Consider the following 17758-nt stretch of genomic DNA (forward strand, 5'->3'; position numbering starts at 1 on the left):
GCCATCCGGCGATAACCTACGCACGGAGCTAAACATGCAAACCATCACCGTCGCCCCGCCCAAACGTAGCTGGTTCTCACTGCTGAGCTGGGCCATTCTTCTCGCCGTGCTGGTGGTCTCGTGGAAAGGTGCCGAAATGGCTCCGCTCACGCTGATCCAGGATTCCGGCAATATGGCGACCTTCGCCGCCGACTTCTTTCCGCCAGACTTCAGTCAGTGGCAGGACTATCTCGGTGAAATGGCCGTCACCCTGCAAATTGCCGTCTGGGGTACCGCCCTCGCCGTTGTGCTGTCGATTCCCTTTGGCCTGATGTGCGCCGATAACCTCGTACCGTGGTGGATTTACCAGCCGATGCGTCGCCTGATGGACGCCTGCCGCGCCATCAATGAAATGGTCTTCGCCATGCTGTTCGTGGTCGCCGTGGGTTTAGGTCCGTTCGCCGGGGTAATGGCACTGTTTATCCACACCACCGGGGTGCTCTCCAAGCTGCTTTCGGAAGCGGTAGAAGCCATTGAGCCAGGTCCGGTAGAAGGCATTCGCGCCACCGGGGCCAACAAAATTGAAGAGATTCTGTACGGCGTTCTGCCACAGGTCATGCCGCTGCTTATCTCCTACTCGCTGTATCGCTTTGAATCCAACGTTCGCTCGGCCACGGTGGTCGGAATGGTGGGTGCGGGCGGTATTGGCGTGACTTTATGGGAGGCGATTCGCGGCTTTCAGTTCCAGCAAACCTGCGCCCTGATGGTGTTAATCATCGTCACCGTCAGCCTGCTGGATTTCCTTTCCCAGCGTTTGCGTAAGCACTTTATCTGATTAGCGAGGCATTGATTGCTATGCACTTGTCTACACATCCGACCAGTTATCCAACGCGTTATCAGGAAATTGCCGCGAGACTTGAGCAGGAGCTTCGTCATCATTATCGCTGCGGTGACTATCTGCCCGCCGAGCATCAGCTTGCCGCGCGCTACGAGGTAAACCGCCACACCCTGCGCCGCGCTATTGACCAGTTGGTTGAGCGTGGTTGGGTCCAGCGTCGCCAGGGCATCGGCGTACTGGTGCTGATGCGCCCATTCGATTACCCGCTTAATGCTCAGGCGCGCTTTAGCCAGAACCTGCTGGACCAGGGCAGCCATCCCACCAGCGAAAAACTGCTGGCGGTGCTGCGCCCGGCCTCCAGCCACATTGCCGATGCGCTCAGCATTAACGAGGGCGATAACGTGATTCATCTGCGCACCCTGCGTCGGGTAAACGGTATCGCATTGTGCCAGATCGACCACTATTTTTCCGACCTCACGCTATGGCCGCTGCTGCAGGGCTTTAACAACGGCTCACTGCACGACTACCTGCGCGAACAGTCCGGTCTGACGCTCCTGCGCACACAAACGCGCATCAGCGCCCGCCGCGCACAGGCTAAAGAGAGCAAAGTGCTGGAAATCCCCAATATGGCGCCGCTGCTGTGCGTGCGCACCCTGAACCACCGTGAAGGCGAAGAACACGCGGCGGAATACTCCGTCAGCCTGACCCGCGCCGACATGATTGAATTCACTATGGAGCACTGAATGCATTTCGATACCGCTACCCGCCAGCGCTGGATGCGCGCGCTGGCTTACAGCAATGCCGATGCCCTGAACACCCGCATCCACGCGCTCAAACTGACGCCAGACTATGAACTTATCCGCGCACCGGAAAGCGGACTGATGCAGCTCCAGGCTCGCATGGGCGGCACCGGCAACCGCTTCTTTGCCGGTGATACCACGCTTACCCGCGCAGTGGTACGCCTGAAGAGCGGCACGCTGGGCTACAGCTACCTGCTGGGACGCAACAAACAACACGCCGAGCAGTGCGCGGTCATTGACGCGCTGCTGCAGGAACAAACGCATTTCCAGAGCCTAATGGAAACCTTAATTGCCCCGCTGGAAGCGGAACGCGATGCGCTGATTAGCGCACGCCGTGCCGAAGTCAACGCCAGCCGGGTCGACTTCTTCACGCTGGTACGCGGAGATAATGCATGACCTTACAAACCGCTTTTAATTTACCCGTTCAGGATGCTCAGCAGAGCTTTCGTCGCCTGCTGAAGGCCATGAGTGAGCCGGGCGTGATCGTCGCCCTGCATCAACTGAAACACGGCTGGCAGCCACTGGGCCTGGCAACCACCAGCGTGCTACTGACCCTGGTCGATGGCGACACGCCGGTCTGGCTTGCGCCGTCGATGGATAACGATATCGCCCGGCAGAATCTGCGTTTTCACACCAACGCGCCGCTGGTGGATCAGCCGCAGTTGGCGGCCTTTGCCGTCGCCGACGAACGCATCAGCAGCGAACAGCTTAACGCCCTCTCCGCTGGTTCCGCCGTCGCGCCAGAAACCAGCGCCACGCTGATTGTGCAGGTCTCTGGCTTAAGCGGTGGACGCATGCTGCGTCTGACCGGCGCCGGTATCGCTGAAGAGCGCATGATCGCGCCACAGCTACCGGAATGCCTGATTCACGAACTCACCGAACGCCCGCATCCGTTCCCGCTGGGGGTCGACCTGATCCTCACCTGCGGCGAACGCCTGCTGGCTATTCCGCGAACTACCCATGTGGAGGTGTGCTGATGTACGTCGCCGTCAAAGGGGGCGAAAAGGCGATAGCCAACGCCCACGCCCTGCAGGAAAACCGACGCCGGGGCAATGAGACCATTGCTGAACTGAGCGTGGCGCAAATCGAACAACAGATGAACCTGGCCGTCGACCGGGTGATGACCGAAGGCGGTATCGCCGACCGCGAACTGGCCGCGCTGGCGCTGAAGCAGGCCAGCGGCGATAACGTCGAAGCCATCTTTTTGCTCCGCGCCTACCGCACTACGCTGGCAAAGGTGGCGGTCAGCGAGCCGGTTAACAGTGCAGAAATGCGCCTTGAGCGCCGAATCTCTGCGGTCTACAAGGATATTCCCGGCGGGCAGTTGTTAGGTCCCACTTATGACTACACCCATCGCCTGCTGGATTTTACCCTGCTGGCCAATGGCGAAACGCCACCCCTGCGCAGCGCAGACGACGCGCAGGACGCCTCTCCGCACGTCTTTTCCCTGCTGGCCAACCAGGGACTGGCAAAGCGTGAAGAGGATGATGGTGCCACGCCCGACGACATTACCCGCACGCCACCGGTTTACCCCTGTTCACGCGCTTCACGCCTGCAACAATTGATGCGCGGCGATGAGGGATATCTGCTGGCGCTGGCCTACTCCACCCAACGCGGCTACGGGCGCAATCACCCGTTTGCCGCCGAAATTCGCAGCGGCTATGTGGCACTGGAAACCGTACCGGAAGAGCTGGGATTTGCGGTGAACGTCGGTGAACTGCTGATGACCGAATGTGAAATGGTCAACGGTTTTGTCGCGCCAGAAAACGAATCCCCCCATTTTACCCGCGGCTACGGGCTGGTGTTCGGCATGAGCGAACGTAAAGCGATGGCGATGGCGCTGGTGGACCGCGCCCTACAGGCAGCCGAATACGATGAATCGGTCACGGGACCGGCGCAGGACGAAGAGTTCGTGCTGGCGCATGCGGATAACGTCGAGGCGGCGGGTTTTGTTTCGCACCTCAAACTTCCCCATTACGTCGATTTCCAGGCCGAGCTGGAACTGCTCAAACGCCTGCAACAGGAGGCCACCCGTGACCACTAACCTCTCCGGCTACAACTTTGCGTATCTTGATGAGCAGACCAAACGCATGATTCGCCGCGCGATTCTGAAAGCGGTGGCGATCCCCGGTTACCAGGTACCGTTTGGCGGACGTGAAATGCCGATGCCCTACGGCTGGGGAACCGGCGGTATTCAGCTCACCGCCAGCGTGATTGGCGAGCCGGACGTGCTGAAGGTAATTGACCAGGGCGCGGATGACACCACTAACGCCGTGTCGATTCGCAACTTCTTTAAACGCGTGACTGGGGTGAACACCACCGAGCGCACGGAAGACGCGACGCTGATCCAGACCCGCCACCGCATCCCGGAAACGCCGCTGGTGGAAGACCAGATCATTATCTTTCAGGTCCCGATCCCCGAGCCGTTGCGCTTTATCGAGCCGCGCGAAACGGAAACCCGCACCATGCACGCGCTGGAAGAGTACGGCATCATGCAGGTGAAACTGTATGAAGATATCGCCCGCTTCGGCCATATCGCCACCACTTACGCCTATCCGGTGAAGGTTAACGACCGCTACGTCATGGACCCGTCGCCAATTCCAAAATTCGACAATCCGAAGATGGACATGATGCCGGCCCTGCAACTGTTTGGCGCAGGCCGCGAAAAACGCATCTATGCCGTTCCACCTTACACCCGCGTGGAAAGCCTCGATTTCGACGATCACCCGTTTACCGTGCAGAGCTGGGATGAGCCTTGCGCCATCTGTGGCTCAACCCACAGCTATCTCGATGAAGTGGTGCTCGATGACACCGGCAAACGCATGTTTGTCTGCTCCGACACCGACTACTGCCGCCAACAGAGTGAGGCCCTCAGCAAATGACGCAACCGCTGCTTTCAGTCAACAACCTGACCCATCTCTACGCGCCGGGCAAGGGCTTCAGCGATGTCTCTTTTGACCTGTGGCCTGGCGAAGTGCTGGGTATCGTCGGCGAGTCCGGTTCCGGCAAAACCACGCTGCTGAAATCGATCTCTTCACGGCTAACGCCGCAGAGCGGTGAGATTTTGTATCAGAACCGTTCGCTGTACGGCATGAACGAGGCCGACCGTCGCCGTCTGCTGCGCACCGAATGGGGCGTGGTGCATCAGCATCCGCTGGATGGCCTGCGCCGTCAGGTCTCCGCTGGCGGCAATATCGGCGAACGCCTGATGGCCACCGGGGCGCGCCACTACGGCGACATCCGTGCCACCGCGCAGCGTTGGCTGGAGGAAGTGGAGATCCCGGCCTCGCGTATCGACGACCTGCCAACCACCTTTTCCGGCGGCATGCAGCAGCGACTGCAGATCGCCCGCAACCTCGTCACCCATCCCAAACTGGTGTTTATGGACGAGCCCACCGGCGGTCTGGACGTTTCCGTACAGGCCAAACTGCTGGACCTGCTGCGCGGCCTGGTGGTGGAACTGGATCTGGCAGTGGTTATTGTCACCCACGATCTGGGCGTAGCGCGCCTGCTGGCCGACCGTTTGCTGGTGATGAAGCAGGGTCAGGTGGTGGAAAGTGGGTTAACCGACCGCGTACTCGACGATCCGCATCATCCGTATACCCAGTTGCTGGTGTCATCTGTTTTGCAAAACTGATTTTGTCTTGCCGGGTGGCGCTTCGCGACCCGGCCTACGGATCGGCATCGGTTGTAGGCCTGATAAGCGAAGCGCCATCAGGCAATCGAACGCAAAAATGCTTAAAGAGGCTAAAAATGAACGCGATCCGCGTTGAAAACGTCAGTAAAACCTTTGTACTGCATCAGCAAAACGGCGTGCGTCTGCCAGTGCTGCAAGACGCCACGCTGGAAGTTAAAAACGGCGAATGCGTGGTGCTGCACGGTCACTCTGGCAGCGGCAAATCCACGTTGCTGCGTTCGCTGTACGCCAACTACCTGCCGGATGAAGGACACATCCACATCCGCCACAGCGACGAATGGGTCGATCTGGTGCAGGCTCCGGCGCGTAAAGTGCTGGAAGTTCGCCGTTCAACCATCGGCTGGGTAAGCCAGTTCCTGCGCGTGATCCCAAGGATTTCTGCGCTGGATGTGGTGATGCAGCCGCTGCTGGATCTCGGCGTGTCGCGCGAGGAGTGCGCAGCCAAAGCGGCTAACCTGCTTACCCGCCTGAACGTGCCGGAGCGGCTGTGGCATCTGGCGCCGTCGACGTTTTCCGGGGGCGAACAGCAGCGCGTCAATATCGCCCGAGGGTTTATCGTCGATTACCCGATTCTACTCCTCGATGAGCCCACCGCCTCGCTGGACGCCAAAAACAGCGCCGCCGTCGTCGCATTGATTGAAGAAGCGAAAGCCCGCGGCGCGGCAATTGTCGGCATTTTTCACGATCAAACCGTGCGCGACCGCGTCGCGGATCGCCTGCACCTGATGGGAACAACAGCATGATTATCAATAATGTAAAGCTGGTGCTGGAAGATGAAGTGGTGCAAGGATCGCTGGAAATTGAGGGCGGAACGATCCGCGCCTTTGCCGAAAGTCAGAGCCAACTGGCCCAAGCGATGGACGGAGAAGGCGGCTGGCTGCTGCCAGGGCTTATCGAGCTGCATACCGACAATCTCGACAAGTTTTTCACCCCGCGCCCGAAGGTAGACTGGCCCGCCCACTCGGCGATGAGCAGCCACGACGCGCTGATGGTCGCCAGCGGCATTACCACCGTGCTGGACGCGGTGGCGATTGGCGATGTGCGCGACGGTGGCGACCGCCTGGAAAATCTCGAGAAGATGATCAACGCGGTGGAAGAGACGCAAAAGCGCGGGGTCAATCGCGCCGAGCACCGCCTGCATTTGCGCTGCGAGCTGCCGCATCACACCACCCTACCGCTGTTTGAAAAACTGGTCAGTCGTGAGCCGGTGACGCTGGTATCGCTGATGGACCACTCCCCCGGCCAGCGTCAGTTTGCCAATCGCGAGAAGTACCGCGAGTACTATCAGGGCAAGTATTCACTTACCGACGAGCAAATGGCCCGCTACGAAGAAGAACAGTTAGCTCTGGCTGCACGTTGGTCGCAACCCAACCGCACGGCGATTGCTCAGATGTGTCGTGAGCGCCAGATAGCGCTGGCGAGCCATGACGATGCCACCTGCGATCATGTGCTGGAATCGCATCAACTTGGCAGCGTGATCGCCGAATTTCCTACTACCTTTGCCGCCGCAGAGGCCTCGCGCCAGCATGGCATGAACGTGCTGATGGGCGCGCCCAACATCGTGCGCGGCGGTTCTCACTCCGGCAACGTTGCAGCGCATAAGCTGGCTGAGCTGGGGCTGCTGGATATTCTCTCCTCCGACTACTACCCCGCCAGCCTGCTCGATGCGGCATTCCGCGTGGCAGACGATGACGCCAACCGCTTTACGCTGCCGCAGGCCATTCGTCTGGTGACCCGCAATCCGGCGCGGGCATTAAATCTCGACGATCGTGGCGTTGTAGCCGAAGGTAAACGCGCGGATCTGGTGCTGGCGCATCGCAAAGGCGATCACATCCATATCGACCACGTCTGGCGTCAGGGCAAAAGGGTATTCTGACTATGGGGAAACTGATCTGGCTGATGGGGCCGTCCGGCTCCGGTAAGGACAGTCTACTGGCAGAACTTCGCCAGCAGGAACCTGCGCAACTGCTGGTGGCGCACCGTTACATCACCCGCGCCGCCAACGCAGGGAATGAAAACCATATTGCCCTCAGCGAACCAGAGTTTTTTACCCGCGCCGGGCAGAACCTGCTGGCGCTGAGCTGGCACGCCAACGGCTTCTATTACGGCGTCGGCGTAGAGATTGACCTCTGGCTGCACGCCGGTTTTGATGTGGTGGTCAACGGCTCGCGCGCGCATCTGCCCCAGGCGCAGGCCCGTTACGGCGCTTCTTTACTTCCCATTTGCTTACAGGTTTCCCCGGCCATTTTACGCCAGCGCCTGCAGGCACGTGGACGGGAGAGCGAAACGGAAATCGCTGCCCGCCTTGAACGCGCGGCGCGCTACACGCCGTATGACTGCCACGTCCTGAACAATGATGGAAGTTTGCTACAGTCTGTCGATACACTGCTCACCCTGATGGGACGCAAGGAGAAGAAACATGTCTGTCTGTGAATTACGCCGCGCCACGCTATACGATACCGATGCGGTTTACGCGCTTATCTGTGAGTTGAAACAGGGCCAATTCGACCTGCAGGCCTTTAGCGCCGGCTACGCCGCAAATCTGCAAGATCCCAATATGCACTACCAGCTGGCGCTGCTCGACGGACAGGTCGTCGGCTTGATCGGTCTGCACCTGCAGTTTCATCTGCACCACGCCAACTGGATTGGCGAGATCCAGGAACTGGTGGTGATGCCACAGGCGCGAGGACTAAAAGTGGGTAGTCAGTTACTGACCTGGGCTGAAGCCACCGCGCGCGAAGCGGGCGCAGAAATAACCGAGCTTTCTACCAGTACCCAACGCCTTGACGCGCACCGCTTTTACCAGCGCGAAGGCTATACCATGAGCCATTTTCGCTTCACCAAACCGTTGTAGGGGGAGCCATGAGTCTGACCATTACGCTGACGGGAACCGGCGGCGCGCAACTGGTGCCGGCATTTGGCTGTGACTGTGCGGCCTGCCAACGAGCACGCTTACAGGCGCAATACCGTCGACGCCCTTGTAGCGGGGTGGTCAAATTTAACAATGCGCTGACGCTGCTGGACGCGGGGATCCCGCATCTGATGGACGACTGGCCAGCAGGCAGCTTCCAGCAGTTTCTGCTCACCCACTACCATATGGATCACGTGCAGGAGCTGTTTCCGCTGCGCTGGGGCGTGGGGGCGACTATCCCGGTGTACGGTCCGCCGGATGAACAGGGATGCGACGATCTGTTTAAGCACCCTGGCATCCTCGATTTTAGCCATACCGTCGCGCCATTCGTGGTGTTTAACCTGCAAGGGTTGCAGGTGACGCCACTCCCGCTCAACCATTCAAAGCTGACGTTTGGCTATCTGCTGGAGACCGCGCACAGCCGCGTGGCGTGGCTCTCCGATACCGCCGGACTTCCCGACAAGACGCTGAAGTTTCTCCACAATAACCAGCCTCAGGTGATTATCATCGACTGCAGCCACGCCCCGCACACCGAGCCGCCGCGCAATCACAGCGATGTAAATACCGTTATCGCCTTGAACGAGGTTATCCGCTGCCCACGGGTGATCCTGACACATATCAGTCATCAGTTTGATTTGTGGATGATGGAGAATCCGCTACCGACAGGGCTTGAAGCCGGGTATGACGGAATGGAGATTGTGCTGAGGTAGGTTTACATCGCACTAAAACACTTGTTAACAGGTCTCTGCTCCCTATAACCTTGCCAGCGAAAGATTGCGCTAACGATCATAATCTTCTTCCATTCTGCGCTCTTCGTCTTCTAACTGACGCCGTTCCTGATCGAGCTGGCGCTGGCGGTCATCCAGTTGGCGGCGGCGGTCTTCAAACTGGCGGCGGCGATTATCATACTGCCTGCGACGATCGTCACTCATCTGTCGCTGCCAGCTTTCATCACGAGAGTCGTCATAATCCCGCCCGCTGTCCGGTTTGTATGCGTCGTTAATTGCCTGCTGAATATTGCCGATGGCGTCATCGATAATATCCGCCTGCGCCGATACGGTGGTCATCATCAGCAGAGTGAAAAGTAAGAATGTCGCGGAGCGTTGCATAAAACTAGCCTCATCAAGAAACTCGCCCCACGGTAATCAAAGCGTATTTGCGCGGGTAGCGGAGGAATCTCAATTACGCGAATGCCGCAGCGCCTGCGCCAGTTCTCCCCGGGTGAAGGGCTTACGCAATAACGCCACATCTGGCAGCGCCGGGTTATGCGCCGGACGTAAATCCTGGCCGCTAATCAGCAGGATGTTCAGTTGTGGATAATGTGCCAGCGCATGATTAATCACATCCACACCGCTTAAACCGCCGGGCAGCATTAAGTCGCTGATAAAAATATCAATCTCGGATGAAGCCGCCAGCATATGCATAGCCTGTTCGCCGTTGGCGGCCTCTAACGTCAGGTAGCCCAGCAGGTGTAATTGCTCACATAACGTCTGGCGCACATCGGCTTCATCTTCGAGAACCAGCACCAGTTTTTCACCGCGAGTCGGGGTGTGCTGTGCGATTGTCTCCACCGGTGTCTGCACCGGCACAACCGCGCGAGGAAGCTGCAATCTGACCGTCGTTCCCTGCCCAGGTGCGCTTTCAATCTCCACGCGGCCACCGGACTGGCGCACAAAACCGTAGACCATAGACAGCCCCAGCCCACTGCCGCTGCCGGTCTGTTTGGTGGTGAAAAACGGCTCGAAGACCTGAGCTTTCACCTCCTGCGACATCCCGCTTCCCTGGTCGGCAACTTCCAGCATCACCATATCCTGCTTACGCCCATCGCTGCGCGTGACCCGCTGATTCCAGGTACGGATTTTAATCGTGCCCGCCTGCCCGTCCATGGCGTCACGGGCATTCATCACCAGATTAATAATGGCGTTCTCCAGTTGGCTGACATCAATCCACGCGGGCCAGGCGGGAGACTGGGCTTCAATCTCCAGCGTCAACGTAGCCGGAAGAGAGTGGCGCATCAGTTCGCCCAAATTTTCCAGCAGCGTTTTCAGCTCCACCGCATGGGGATGCAACGACTGTTTGCGCGAAAAGGCCAGCAGCCGCTGGGTAAGGAGCGCCCCGCGCTCGGCGGCTTTTAGCGCCCGATTGACCCGTGGCGCGTCAGGAGAGTCTGGGTTCACCAGATCCAGGCTGCCAATAATGACCGCCAGCAGGTTATTGAAATCATGCGCCAATCCGCCCGTCAGTTGCCCTACCGCCTTCAGTTTCTGACTGTGCAATAGCGCTTCCTCCAGCCCCTGGCGCTCGGTGCGGTCGATTTCCATCTGGCTGGTTTTTTCTTTTAGCAGTCGGGTGGTGTGCTCCAGCGATGCCGTATTACGGGCGAAGACGCTAAAGGCGCGGGCCAGTTCGCCCAGCTCATCGCGCCGCTGTAGGGCCGGGACGCTAACGTCCGATTCACCATGCGCCAGCCGGGTCATCGCCCGCGAAATGGCCGTCAGGTTAGAACCGAGGTTACGGTAGATATACCAGCCGGCAAAACCGGTGATCACCACCGCCAACAGCGCAAACACCAAAATAAACAACGCGCCGGATTGCAGTTCCTGATGGCTTTGCGCCACCCGCTGTTCGGAGATCAGCGCCACCTGCGAAGCATACCGGTTGATATCGCTGTTGAGGATCGCCACCAGCGCTTTGATATGAAACATATACCAGTTGATCGCCAAATCACTCTGCTCAAGCGCAGAAGAGAGCGGCTCCAGCTTATGCAACTCCTGGTTGAAGTCGGTGAGGATGTTGGTAATCAGCGGATTGCTATTTTGCACAGGCAGCGCGGGCATCACGCCGTCCAGTTGTTTCACCACCGAACGCGGCGTGGGTGTTTCAATGGCGGCAACAATTAAGCGGTCTATCTGCCCCAGCAGCACGTCATCCTGCGCGCCGGTCAGCTTTTGCAGATGACGTAAATAACTTTGATTCTGATACAGCGAACTGAGCAGGGCGTTACGTTCCAGATGTCGCCGTTGCCCGCGCTGCAGCATACCTTCCACGCTGCTTTGTAGCTCCTGGCTGCGCTGGATAATACGCTCGACCAGCGCCGGCTCCTGCTGCGCCAACGGCGCGGTAGCCAGCTGTTCCAGCGAATGCTTCAGCGCCCGTTGCGTCTCCTGCAGCCGCTCCGCTTCACCTTTGTATTCCAGCGCGCCGACCACCTGCGACAGCCGCACCGCCGCCGTCGCCACGTTCGCCGTATCCCGGGCCAGGTTCATGCTGCCGGTCATGTCGTCAACGGTTTGCTGCTGTACCTGTTCCTGGATTTGACTGGCATGCTGAAACCCCAGCACCGCCACACCGCTTACCATCAGCGTGACCGTCACCACCAGCAGATTGAAGAACAGCAATCGTCCGCGCGCACTGGCGAAAAAGTGACGTCCTGGTTGCGGCATATCACGCTCCGTGAAGAAAAATCGCAATATGACAAATATGAACGGCTTCTGACATTTTGCATTTACATTCCTGTGATGGACTGCTGATATCGGCCACCCCACAGGAGATCCGCTATGAGCAGGACACCGGTTCTGGAGATGCGCAACATTGCCAAAGCGTTTGGTAAATTTTACGCGCTGAAAGGGGTCGATTTAACGGTCTGGCCGGGTGAGATTCATGCCCTGATGGGTGAGAACGGCGCGGGGAAAAGTACCCTGATGAAGATCCTCGCGGGCGCGTATACCGCCACCAGCGGTGAGATCCTGATCGACGGTCAGCCGTTTCACATTCGCGGGCCAAAAGACGCGCTCAGCGCAGGCATCACGCTGATTTACCAGGAGATGCAGCTCGCGCCGAACCTGACGGTGGCGGAAAATATCTTTCTTGGCAGCGAGCTGTCGCGCGGCGGTCTGGTCCAACGTAAAGAGATGGTGATGCAGTCGCAAAAAGTCATCGACCGGCTCGGCGCCCAGTTTAAGGCCAGCGATCGCGTGATGACGTTGACCATCGCCGAACAGCAGCAGGTGGAAATCGCCCGCGCCCTGCACCGTAACAGCCGCATTCTGGTGATGGATGAACCCACTGCCGCCCTCTCCTCACGTGAAACCCACCGCTTGTTTGAACTGATCATGCGCCTGCGCGATGAGGGGATGGCGATTATCTACATTAGCCACCGCATGGCGGAGGTGTATGAACTCTCGGACCGCGTCAGCGTTCTGCGCGACGGGCAATATGTAGGCAGCCTGACCCGAGACAAACTCAACGCCTCTGAGCTGGTGCGCATGATGGTGGGCCGACCGTTAAGCGATTTGTTCAACAAAGAGCGCGATATTCCCTTAGGTAAAGCGCGCCTCAACGTCCACCACCTGACCGACGGCCATAAAGTCCAGCCGTGCAGTTTACTGGTGCGCTCCGGGGAGATCGTCGGCCTTGCCGGGTTAGTCGGCGCCGGGCGTTCTGAACTGGCTCAGCTGATTTTTGGCGTGCGTAAAGCCATCGGCGGCATGATTGAAGTAGACGGTGAACCGGTGGTGATCCACTCCCCTCGCGAAGCGATTGACCACGGCATTGGCTTTCTGACGGAAAACCGCAAAGAGCAGGGATTGTTTTTAGAGCTGGCGGCAGCAGAGAACATCACCATGGCGACGCTGGAACGTGACGCCAACTGGGGCATGCTCGATCGCAAAAAGGCGCAGGCTATTTCCGATGACGCCATCCAATTGCTCAACATCCGCGTTCCGCACGCCCAGGTACGCGCGGGCGGGCTGTCCGGCGGTAATCAGCAAAAGCTGCTGATTTCTCGCTGGGTCGCGATCGGCCCACGCATTTTGATCCTCGATGAACCCACGCGCGGCGTAGACGTTGGCGCCAAAAGCGAGATCTACCGGATCATGAACGACATGGCGCGCAAAGGCGTGGCGATCCTGATGATCTCCAGCGAATTGCCGGAAGTTGTCGGTATGAGCGATCGCGTGTACGTCATGCGGGAAGGCAGCATTGCCGGTGAGCTGAACGGGCAAAGTATTACCCAGGAAAATATTATGACGCTGGCAACCGGCGTGAACGACTCCCATCACCAGGCGGTGTCCCATGAATAATCCAACCACTCCCCAGCAGGTGGCGAAATCCGCCTCCGCGAAAAAATTGCTGATGAGCGATCTGATGCAAACGGTCGGCATCTTGCCGATTCTCATCCTGATAGTGGCGGTGTTTGGCTTTATCGCGCCAAACTTTTTTACCGAAAGCAACCTGTTGAATATAACCCGCCAGGCGTCGATCAACATCGTGCTGGCGGCTGGCATGACCTTCATTATTTTGACCGGCGGGATCGACCTCTCGGTTGGCTCGATTCTCGGCACCACCGCCGTCGCGGCTATGGTCGTTTCGCTGATCCCTGAGTTTGCCATGCTGTCGATTCCGGCGGCGCTGATGCTCGGTCTGGTGCTGGGGTTGTTTAACGGCGCGCTGGTTGCTTTTGCCGGACTGCCACCGTTTATCGTCACGCTTGGAACGTATACGGCGCTGCGCGGCGCGGCCTATCTGCTGGCCGACGGCACGACGGTGATCAATTCCAATATCAGCTTTGAGTGGATCGGTAACAACTATCTTGGCCCGGTTCCGTGGCTAGTGGTCATTGCGCTGGCGGTGGTGGTGATGTGCTGGTTCATTCTTAGGCGCACCACACTCGGCGTTCATATTTATGCGGTCGGCGGCAATATGCAGGCCGCTCGTTTAACCGGTATCAAAGTGTGGCTGGTGCTGCTGTTCGTCTACGGCATGAGCGGTGTGCTCTCAGGTCTTGGCGGGGTGATGAGCGCCTCGCGGCTATACAGCGCCAACGGCAACTTAGGCATGGGTTACGAGCTGGACGCCATCGCGGCGGTGATCCTCGGCGGTACCAGCTTTGTTGGGGGGATCGGTACCATCACCGGCACGCTGGTAGGGGCGTTGATTATCGCCACGCTCAATAACGGCATGACGCTGATGGGCGTCTCCTATTTCTGGCAACTGGTGATCAAAGGGGCGGTGATCATCATAGCGGTACTGATCGACAAATACCGTACCCGACACCATCAAAGTGCATAACAACAACATCTTACTTCGAGGAATACAGCATGAGATTGAAGCCCTTAGTCACCGCGCTCTGTGCTGGCGCACTGCTTGCTGCAGCTCCGTTTGTGCAGGCAAAAGAACTGAAATCGATCGGCGTTACGGTGGGCGATCTGGCCAACCCGTTCTTCGTGCAGATCACCAAAGGCGCGGAGCTGGAAGCACGCAAACTGGCGGGTGATAGCGTTAAAGTGACGCTGGTTTCCAGCGGCTACGATCTGGGACAACAGGTGTCGCAAATCGACAACTTTATTGCCGCCAAGGTCGACATGATTATTCTTAACGCCGCCGACTCCAAAGGCATCGGCCCAGCGGTAAAACGCGCGAAAGACGCAGGGATTGTGGTGGTTGCCGTTGACGTAGCGGCGGAAGGCGCAGATGCGACCATTACCTCCGATAACACCCAGGCGGGTGAAATGGCCTGTAAATACATTACCGACCGTCTGAAAGGGAAAGGCAACGTCGTCATTATCAACGGGCCGCCGGTTTCCGCCGTCCAGAACCGCGTCGAAGGCTGCCAGACCGAGTTTAAACGCCACCCGGATATCAAGGTGCTGTCGTATAACCAAAACGCCAAAGGCAGTCGCGAAGGCGGACTGGAGATCATGACCGCGCTGCTGGCGGCGAATCCGAAGATCGACGGCGTATTCGCCATTAACGATCCTACAGCGATCGGTGCCGATCTGGCGGCAAAACAGGCACAACGTAGCGAATTCTTTATTGTCGGCGTAGACGGATCGCCAGACGCTGAAGAAGCGTTGAAGCGGGAAAACTCACTATTTGTGGCGACGCCTGCACAAGATCCGCAGGTGATGGCTGCCAAAGCGGTCGAAATCGGCTATGACATATTGCAGGGGAAACCCGCCCCGAAAGAGCCCGTACTGATCCCGGTGACGATGATCGATAAAAACAACGTCGGCAGCTATAAGGGTTGGACGGTGAAATAACCCCTTAACCGACTGATGCTCTCCTGCCGCAAAGAGAGTAAAAGAAGTATGAGCGCCCGTCAGGGCGCTTACCTCATAAAAACTGAGAGTAATAAATATCCATTTCCCGCTCTATATTTTGACTCACTATCAAAGAATAAATCATAATTGCCGTATAAATAACCAGAATGCCGATAACTAAAGGAGTAAACGTATACCAGGGATGATTATTGAACATTTCCGTTGGCACGAGACTTACAAACCCTATACCCCATAAAATAATTGCGCAAACAATTATGATTTTCCAATAATTCCCGAAATCGAGCTTACCAAGTGCAGGCCAACATCCTGGATATTTAGCAGTTATTATTCCGGTTTGAATCGTGCCTGCGGATGCACTGGCGAATAACTGATGTCCTTGACCATATTTTGCAGCATCCGCAGCCAACGCCAATACAACCCAACGCTGAACCTCTGTGCTTTGCCCAGTAACGGCTTCCAGTTCATATCGACTATCGGCCAAAATGTTCACTTTTGCGTTTTCCACCCCACTAAACATTACGAATTTTGACTGTTTATCCAGTGAGTTGAACCACATCTTTTTAATTTTACTCACATCCACTTGTTGAGCAGATAAATATGCACTTACGATTTCATCAAGATAATATGGAGTACTGTCCATCATACGCAATAAATATAAAGGTGTGTCTTTATCTTCAAGCAATTTTGCATTGGTAAAAATAAAGGCATTAGCACTTTCGAAAAAATCAGAATTATTTTTATTGTGCAATTCAACTGTAATAACCAGGTTGTTTTCAGAAATATTTAGGCCAACCCAACCATTGATTAATGAATAATCCGGACAATCATGAAGAATATTAACGTCTCCGACCTTATTGCTGGAGATGCCCAGACTTGCGAGTACCGCCCTGAAACTATTGCCGATAGTGTCATCCGCACCCTTAACATACAACCAGGTATTAAACGGACGATACTCTTTGACAAGAGAATTCTTGAGTGGTTCTATCAACCGGCTTAGCACTTTATCAACTCTGGCGTCATCCATTGAATCAACTTCGATATCAATTCGTAACGGCGTTGCAGAACCTGCTGGCGCTTCCCCTTCTAGTTTCTGAATTTTTAATGCCAGTTCAGGCACCGGGAGAATTGATGAATAGTCTAAAAGAGGCAATGCCTGTATTGCCCAGTTTTTCCACTTATACATACCATACTGCTCAAGGTAACCCGCATAATAAAACGGAAAAGATATTATACCGTGAATGATTATCACCACACACCAGATTACTAACACTATTAGGGAAGGTGCGAACAAGTTCCTGATATGAGATCATCATATTCATCCGGAGCGCATCCCAGAGGGACATCATGAGCCATCAACTCACCTTCGCCGATAGTGAATTCAGCACTAAGCGCCGTCAGACCCGAAAAGAGATTTTCCTCTCCCGCATGGAGCAGATTCTGCCATGGCAGAATATGACCGCTGTCATCGAGCCGTTTTATCCCAAGGCGGGCAATGGCCGACGGCCCTATCCGCTGGAGACCATGCTGCGTATTCACTGCATGCAGCATTGGTACAACCTGAGCGACGGTGCCATGGAAGATGCCCTGTACGAAATCGCCTCCATGCGCCTGTTTGCCCGATTATCCCTGGATAGCGCCCTGCCGGATCGCACCACCATCATGAATTTCCGCCACCTGCTCGAGCAGCATCAACTGGCCCGTCAATTGTTCAAGACCATCAATCGCTGGCTGGCCGAAGCAGGCGTCATGATGACCCAAGGCACTTTGGTGGATGCCACCATCATTGAGGCACCCAGCTCTACCAAGAACAAAGAGCAGCAACGCGATCCGGAGATGCATCAGACCAAGAAAGGCAATCAGTGGCACTTTGGCATGAAGGCCCACATTGGTGTCGATGCCAAGAGTGGCCTGACCCACAGCCTGGTCACCACCGCGGCCAACGAGCATGACCTCAATCAGCTGGGTAATCTGCTTCATGGAGAGGAGCAATTTGTCTCAGCCGATGCCGGCTACCAAGGAGCGCCACAGCGCGAGGAGCTGGCCGAGGTGGATGTGGACTGGCTGATCGCCGAGCGTCCCGGCAGGGTAAAAACCTTGAAGCAGCATCCGCGCAAGAACAAAACGGCCATCAACATCGAATACATGAAAGCCAGCATCCGTGCCAGGGTGGAGCACCCGTTTCGCATCATCAAGCGGCAGTTCGGCTTCGTGAAAGCCAGATACAAGGGGCTGCTGAAAAACGATAACCAACTGGCGATGTTATTCACCCTGGCCAACCTGTTTCGGGTGGACCAAATGATACGTCAGTGGGAGAGATCTCAGTAAAAACCGGAAATAACGCCAGAAATGGTGGAAAAAATAGCCTAAATAGGCTGATTCGATGTGTTTGCGGGAAAAAAATCGGCCCAGATCCGCGAAATTTTAATCAGCGAGTCAGCTTGGGAAGAAATGACCTGCTTATTCGCACCTTCC

The 17758-nt window shown here is 56.8% G+C and carries 19 protein-coding genes; 16 read left to right on the forward strand and 3 right to left on the reverse strand.

The features are described 5' to 3' along the window. Positions 1 to 34: 34 nt before the first annotated feature. The 12 genes from phnE to phnP all read left to right on the forward strand — a co-directional run bounded on the left by phnE (position 35) and on the right by phnP (position 8935). The gene (phnE, locus tag OGV38_RS07950) at positions 35 to 814 is read left to right on the forward strand and encodes a phosphonate ABC transporter, permease protein PhnE (RefSeq protein ID WP_016155398.1); all 780 of its coding nucleotides are present in this window, start codon (positions 35 to 37) and stop codon (positions 812 to 814) included. A gap of 20 nt (positions 815 to 834) precedes the next feature. Beyond that, positions 835 to 1560: a phosphonate metabolism transcriptional regulator PhnF gene (gene phnF, locus OGV38_RS07955; RefSeq protein ID WP_016155397.1), complete on the forward strand. Its 726-nt coding sequence runs from the start codon at positions 835 to 837 to the stop codon at positions 1558 to 1560. Further along, positions 1561 to 2013 (forward strand): phosphonate C-P lyase system protein PhnG, encoded by a 453-nt coding sequence (phnG, locus tag OGV38_RS07960; protein WP_204566344.1) that lies wholly within the window; start codon positions 1561 to 1563, stop codon positions 2011 to 2013. Continuing rightward, positions 2010 to 2594 (forward strand): phosphonate C-P lyase system protein PhnH, encoded by a 585-nt coding sequence (phnH, locus tag OGV38_RS07965; RefSeq protein WP_003031824.1) that lies wholly within the window; start codon positions 2010 to 2012, stop codon positions 2592 to 2594. Before phnG ends, phnH begins: the two co-directional genes overlap by 4 nt. Beyond that, positions 2594 to 3661, forward strand: a complete 1068-nt coding sequence (locus OGV38_RS07970; protein ID WP_137351699.1) for a carbon-phosphorus lyase complex subunit — start codon at positions 2594 to 2596, stop codon at positions 3659 to 3661. Before phnH ends, OGV38_RS07970 begins: the two co-directional genes overlap by 1 nt. Before the next feature lie 46 nt (positions 3662 to 3707). Beyond that, on the forward strand, positions 3708 to 4499 hold the full coding sequence (phnJ, locus tag OGV38_RS07975; RefSeq protein WP_049259807.1) for an alpha-D-ribose 1-methylphosphonate 5-phosphate C-P-lyase PhnJ: 792 nt from the start codon (positions 3708 to 3710) through the stop codon (positions 4497 to 4499). Next, positions 4496 to 5254: a phosphonate C-P lyase system protein PhnK gene (phnK, locus tag OGV38_RS07980; RefSeq protein WP_003844769.1), complete on the forward strand. Its 759-nt coding sequence runs from the start codon at positions 4496 to 4498 to the stop codon at positions 5252 to 5254. The genes phnJ and phnK overlap by 4 nt, the downstream gene beginning before the upstream one ends. Before the next feature lie 116 nt (positions 5255 to 5370). Then, complete coding sequence (gene phnL, locus OGV38_RS07985; RefSeq protein WP_016155474.1) at positions 5371 to 6057, forward strand: phosphonate C-P lyase system protein PhnL; 687 nt, start codon at positions 5371 to 5373, stop codon at positions 6055 to 6057. Continuing rightward, positions 6054 to 7190, forward strand: coding sequence for an alpha-D-ribose 1-methylphosphonate 5-triphosphate diphosphatase (gene phnM / locus OGV38_RS07990; RefSeq protein WP_016155393.1), 1137 nt, complete (start codon positions 6054 to 6056; stop codon positions 7188 to 7190). Before phnL ends, phnM begins: the two co-directional genes overlap by 4 nt. A gap of 2 nt (positions 7191 to 7192) precedes the next feature. Further along, entirely contained in the window at positions 7193 to 7747 is a 555-nt protein-coding gene (phnN, locus tag OGV38_RS07995) for a ribose 1,5-bisphosphokinase (RefSeq protein ID WP_016155392.1), read from the forward strand. Further along, positions 7734 to 8168: an aminoalkylphosphonate N-acetyltransferase gene (gene phnO, locus OGV38_RS08000; RefSeq protein WP_016155472.1), complete on the forward strand. Its 435-nt coding sequence runs from the start codon at positions 7734 to 7736 to the stop codon at positions 8166 to 8168. The genes phnN and phnO overlap by 14 nt, the downstream gene beginning before the upstream one ends. 8 nt (positions 8169 to 8176) lie before the next feature. After that, entirely contained in the window at positions 8177 to 8935 is a 759-nt protein-coding gene (phnP, locus tag OGV38_RS08005; RefSeq protein ID WP_286473155.1) for a phosphonate metabolism protein PhnP, read from the forward strand. A gap of 69 nt (positions 8936 to 9004) precedes the next feature. On the opposite strand, the gene yjdP is transcribed toward phnP, so the two are convergent. Both yjdP and OGV38_RS08015 read right to left on the reverse strand, forming a co-directional pair. Next, positions 9005 to 9334: a DDRRRQL repeat protein YjdP gene (gene yjdP / locus OGV38_RS08010; RefSeq protein ID WP_016155470.1), complete on the reverse strand. Its 330-nt coding sequence runs from the start codon at positions 9332 to 9334 to the stop codon at positions 9005 to 9007. A gap of 69 nt (positions 9335 to 9403) precedes the next feature. Continuing rightward, positions 9404 to 11668, reverse strand: a complete 2265-nt coding sequence (locus OGV38_RS08015) for a hybrid sensor histidine kinase/response regulator (protein ID WP_103767214.1) — start codon at positions 11666 to 11668, stop codon at positions 9404 to 9406. Between the two features lie 114 nt (positions 11669 to 11782). Between OGV38_RS08015 and OGV38_RS08020 the strand changes: the two genes are divergently transcribed. The 3 genes from OGV38_RS08020 to OGV38_RS08030 are packed head-to-tail and all read left to right on the forward strand — an operon-like array spanning position 11783 to position 15265. Continuing rightward, positions 11783 to 13306: a sugar ABC transporter ATP-binding protein gene (locus tag OGV38_RS08020; RefSeq protein ID WP_016155468.1), complete on the forward strand. Its 1524-nt coding sequence runs from the start codon at positions 11783 to 11785 to the stop codon at positions 13304 to 13306. Continuing rightward, positions 13299 to 14294 (forward strand): ABC transporter permease subunit, encoded by a 996-nt coding sequence (locus OGV38_RS08025; RefSeq protein WP_016155386.1) that lies wholly within the window; start codon positions 13299 to 13301, stop codon positions 14292 to 14294. Before OGV38_RS08020 ends, OGV38_RS08025 begins: the two co-directional genes overlap by 8 nt. Positions 14295 to 14323: 29 nt before the next feature. Beyond that, on the forward strand, positions 14324 to 15265 hold the full coding sequence (locus tag OGV38_RS08030) for an ABC transporter substrate-binding protein (RefSeq protein WP_019077849.1): 942 nt from the start codon (positions 14324 to 14326) through the stop codon (positions 15263 to 15265). Positions 15266 to 15338: 73 nt separating this feature from the next. On the opposite strand, the gene OGV38_RS08035 is transcribed toward OGV38_RS08030, so the two are convergent. After that, positions 15339 to 16469, reverse strand: a complete 1131-nt coding sequence (locus OGV38_RS08035) for a hypothetical protein (protein WP_286473156.1) — start codon at positions 16467 to 16469, stop codon at positions 15339 to 15341. 161 nt (positions 16470 to 16630) lie between these two features. Here OGV38_RS08035 and OGV38_RS08040 point away from each other — a divergent pair, with 161 nt between their 5' ends. Then, the gene (locus OGV38_RS08040) at positions 16631 to 17611 is read left to right on the forward strand and encodes an IS5-like element ISKpn26 family transposase (protein WP_000019450.1); all 981 of its coding nucleotides are present in this window, start codon (positions 16631 to 16633) and stop codon (positions 17609 to 17611) included. The last annotated feature ends 147 nt before the right edge of the window (positions 17612 to 17758 follow it).

The organism is Citrobacter sp. Cb080, assembly GCF_030334745.1.
In the GTDB taxonomy this organism is placed as follows: domain Bacteria; phylum Pseudomonadota; class Gammaproteobacteria; order Enterobacterales; family Enterobacteriaceae; genus Citrobacter; species Citrobacter braakii.

Coding starts and splice junctions, on each gene's coding strand:
- phnM (WP_016155393.1), top strand. CDS start 6,054: ATGATTATCAATAATGTAAAGCTGGTGCTGGAAGATGAAGTGGTGCAA.
- OGV38_RS08040 (WP_000019450.1), top strand. CDS start 16,631: ATGAGCCATCAACTCACCTTCGCCGATAGTGAATTCAGCACTAAGCGC.
- phnN (WP_016155392.1), top strand. CDS start 7,193: ATGGGGAAACTGATCTGGCTGATGGGGCCGTCCGGCTCCGGTAAGGAC.
- phnG (WP_204566344.1), top strand. CDS start 1,561: ATGCATTTCGATACCGCTACCCGCCAGCGCTGGATGCGCGCGCTGGCT.
- phnE (WP_016155398.1), top strand. CDS start 35: ATGCAAACCATCACCGTCGCCCCGCCCAAACGTAGCTGGTTCTCACTG.
- phnH (WP_003031824.1), top strand. CDS start 2,010: ATGACCTTACAAACCGCTTTTAATTTACCCGTTCAGGATGCTCAGCAG.
- phnP (WP_286473155.1), top strand. CDS start 8,177: ATGAGTCTGACCATTACGCTGACGGGAACCGGCGGCGCGCAACTGGTG.
- OGV38_RS08030 (WP_019077849.1), top strand. CDS start 14,324: ATGAGATTGAAGCCCTTAGTCACCGCGCTCTGTGCTGGCGCACTGCTT.
- yjdP (WP_016155470.1), bottom strand. CDS start 9,334: ATGCAACGCTCCGCGACATTCTTACTTTTCACTCTGCTGATGATGACC.
- phnF (WP_016155397.1), top strand. CDS start 835: ATGCACTTGTCTACACATCCGACCAGTTATCCAACGCGTTATCAGGAA.
- OGV38_RS07970 (WP_137351699.1), top strand. CDS start 2,594: ATGTACGTCGCCGTCAAAGGGGGCGAAAAGGCGATAGCCAACGCCCAC.
- phnK (WP_003844769.1), top strand. CDS start 4,496: ATGACGCAACCGCTGCTTTCAGTCAACAACCTGACCCATCTCTACGCG.
- phnJ (WP_049259807.1), top strand. CDS start 3,708: ATGATTCGCCGCGCGATTCTGAAAGCGGTGGCGATCCCCGGTTACCAG.
- OGV38_RS08020 (WP_016155468.1), top strand. CDS start 11,783: ATGAGCAGGACACCGGTTCTGGAGATGCGCAACATTGCCAAAGCGTTT.
- phnL (WP_016155474.1), top strand. CDS start 5,371: ATGAACGCGATCCGCGTTGAAAACGTCAGTAAAACCTTTGTACTGCAT.
- OGV38_RS08025 (WP_016155386.1), top strand. CDS start 13,299: ATGAATAATCCAACCACTCCCCAGCAGGTGGCGAAATCCGCCTCCGCG.
- OGV38_RS08035 (WP_286473156.1), bottom strand. CDS start 16,469: ATGTATAAGTGGAAAAACTGGGCAATACAGGCATTGCCTCTTTTAGAC.
- phnO (WP_016155472.1), top strand. CDS start 7,734: ATGTCTGTCTGTGAATTACGCCGCGCCACGCTATACGATACCGATGCG.
- OGV38_RS08015 (WP_103767214.1), bottom strand. CDS start 11,668: ATGCCGCAACCAGGACGTCACTTTTTCGCCAGTGCGCGCGGACGATTG.